A 2330-nucleotide genomic window follows, 5' to 3' on the forward strand; every position below is an offset into this window, starting at 1 on the left:
CTTGTCCGCCTCCGACGGCAGCAACGGCTCCAGCACAGCCCACTGCTCGTTCGTCAGGTCACCCCGCGCCACACAACCGATCATGCAACCCGAAAGTCACCACCAGATCCACGGTCAGCCTCGGGACATACTTCCCAAACAGGCCCTAGCCCATGAGAAAGGAGACAGCGGACGATGCCCGCTGTCCCCTCTGCCGCGCCAGCCGCGATGTTGCCAGCCGTGCCCCTCAGGCCGTGACTTCGACCTGCGTGTCGATCGGCTCGCCCTGGCGAGCGACGACCTTCTGCTCGCCGCTCGCGCCGGGCACGAGCGCTCGCACGGTCCACTGCCCCGGCCGCGCGAAGAAGCGGAACTGGCCGGTCGCGGACAGCGGAACCTCCGCGGTGAAGTCGCCGCCCTCGTCGAGCAGCCGGGCATAGCCGGTCGAGACCGGCTCGCCGCCCCGCACCACGACGCCCTGGATCACGGTCTCCTTGGCCACGTCAATTCCCTCCACAGACGGTCCACCGCGGGTCGCGCCGCACATGTCTCACGCACCCTTCTCGATCGGCACGCCCACCAACGAGCCGTACTCGGTCCACGACCCGTCATAGTTCTTCACGCCCGGCAGGTCGAGCAACTCATGCAGGGCGAACCAGGTATGCGCCGAACGCTCACCGATACGGCAGTAGGCGATGATCTCCCGCGAGAGGTCGACGCCGGCCTCGCCGTAGAGCTTGGTCAGCTCGTCATTGCTCCGGAAGGTTCCGTCCTCGTTCGCGGTCTTCGCCCACGGGATGTTCTTCGCGGTGGGGATGTGCCCGGCCCGCTGGGACTGCTCCTGCGGCAGGTGCGCCGGCGCGAGCAGCTTGCCGGAGAACTCGTCGGGAGACCGGACGTCGACGAGAGCCTTCTCGCCGATCGCGGCGACGACCTCCTCGCGAAACGCGCGGATGTCGGTACGCGGCTCCTTGGCGGTGTAGGTCGTCGCCGTCCGCGGAGAGACCTCGGCGGTCAGCTCACGGCCGTCGAGCTCCCACTTCTTCCGGCCGCCGTCGAGCAGCCGGACGTCCGCGTGGCCGTACAGGTTGAAGTACCAGTAGGCGTAGGCCGCGAACCAGTTGTTGTTGCCGCCGTAGAGCACGACGGTGTCGTCGTTCGCAATGCCCTTGCCGGACAGCAGCTTCTCGAACTGCTCCTTGTTGACGAAATCCCGGATGATCGGATCCTGCAGCTCGGACTTCCAGTCGAGCCGGACGGCGCCCGGAATATGCCCCTTGTCGTAGGCGGAAACGTCCTCGTCGACCTCGACCAGAACGACCTTGGGGTTGTCGCGGTTCGCCTCGGCCCACGCGGCGTCGACCAGTGCCTTCTCGCGGCTCATGCGCGCGCTCCTCTCACGGTGATGGAACGGAAGAAAAGATACAGCTGGCACCCGAGACAGAATTCGAACGCCGCGTTGAGGAAGGCCGCGATGAAGGCGGCCGCGGCGGCGATGAAACCGAGGACGGGGATGCCCGACAGGAATCCCACGACCCCCACGGCGCCGAAGATTGCACCGACGAGCTGGGCGAACCGGGGCGGAGCCGCATCCTCCGTCGTCGCCGGTGGACCCAGCCGCGGCCGAATCAGTGTCCGGAACAGCAGACCATAGGGGGCGTATCGCACGCCGGCCACCGCTCCCACCGCGAACACCACGGTCTGCGCGAGCAACAGCCATCCACTGCCCGTCACGAGCACCACGGCAAGCACGACCGAGGTGACGGCAGCGGCGAACCGCAGGCCGCGAGGATCCACCACGAGACTTTCTCCTGACTCCCGGTTCGAGCTACCCGGTCGGATGCGGAGAGATGCGTCGAGGCTACCGATCACATCAGGAGCGCCGACCCGCGATCAGGAGAAACGACACAAGCAGCTGCCCACGCGGCACAGGTCGACCGCGCGGCGCTTCACAAGCTGCGTCCGGAACATGGTTCGTGTCACGGTAGCAGCGAAAGTCACGTCTGTGTTAACCCGTCGGCGACGGTTCCGAAGAGTCACTATTTGCCTGATTGGTCCCTTCCGCGGGGAGGATCTCCGCGAGGGTCGCGAACACTGCCTGCCGGGTCGGGGGTGCACCGCTGGCGCGCCTGACCTCACGGCCGGCGGCATCGACGATCAGCACCGTGGGCGTTCGTCGGACACCCAGCCGGCGGACCAGAGCGAGCTGCGACTCCGCGTCCACCTCGACGTGGCGGACCCCGGGCACCACCGCGGCCACCCCGGCCAGCACCTGCCGCGTCGACCGGCACGGCGCGCAGAACGCCGTGGAGAACTGCAGCAGCGTCGCCCGCTCCCCCATCTCCTCCCCG

General features: G+C 67.6%; 5 protein-coding genes. All 5 read right to left on the reverse strand.

Going from position 1 to position 2330, the window contains the following annotated elements; all coding sequences use genetic code 11:
* Positions 1-226 precede the first annotated feature (226 nt).
* A complete protein-coding gene (locus tag NBZ85_RS30375) occupies positions 227-526 on the reverse strand; it encodes a DUF1416 domain-containing protein (protein ID WP_136446980.1) in 300 nt (99 codons plus the stop codon).
* A gap of 3 nt (positions 527-529) precedes the next feature.
* Positions 530-1363, reverse strand: coding sequence for a sulfurtransferase (locus NBZ85_RS30380; protein ID WP_261563343.1), 834 nt, complete (start codon positions 1361-1363; stop codon positions 530-532).
* The gene (locus NBZ85_RS30385) at positions 1360-1779 is read right to left on the reverse strand and encodes a DUF4395 domain-containing protein (protein ID WP_261563344.1); all 420 of its coding nucleotides are present in this window, start codon (positions 1777-1779) and stop codon (positions 1360-1362) included. The genes NBZ85_RS30380 and NBZ85_RS30385 overlap by 4 nt, the downstream gene beginning before the upstream one ends.
* 93 nt (positions 1780-1872) lie before the next feature.
* Entirely contained in the window at positions 1873-1950 is a 78-nt protein-coding gene (locus NBZ85_RS33490; protein WP_368861462.1) for a putative leader peptide, read from the reverse strand.
* A gap of 37 nt (positions 1951-1987) precedes the next feature.
* A partial coding sequence (locus NBZ85_RS30390) for a thioredoxin family protein (RefSeq protein WP_261563345.1) occupies positions 1988-2330 on the reverse strand: 343 nt, incomplete at its 5' end.

It is taken from the genome of Frankia tisae (assembly GCF_025403405.1).
GTDB lineage: Bacteria > Actinomycetota > Actinomycetes > Frankiales > Frankiaceae > Frankia > Frankia tisai.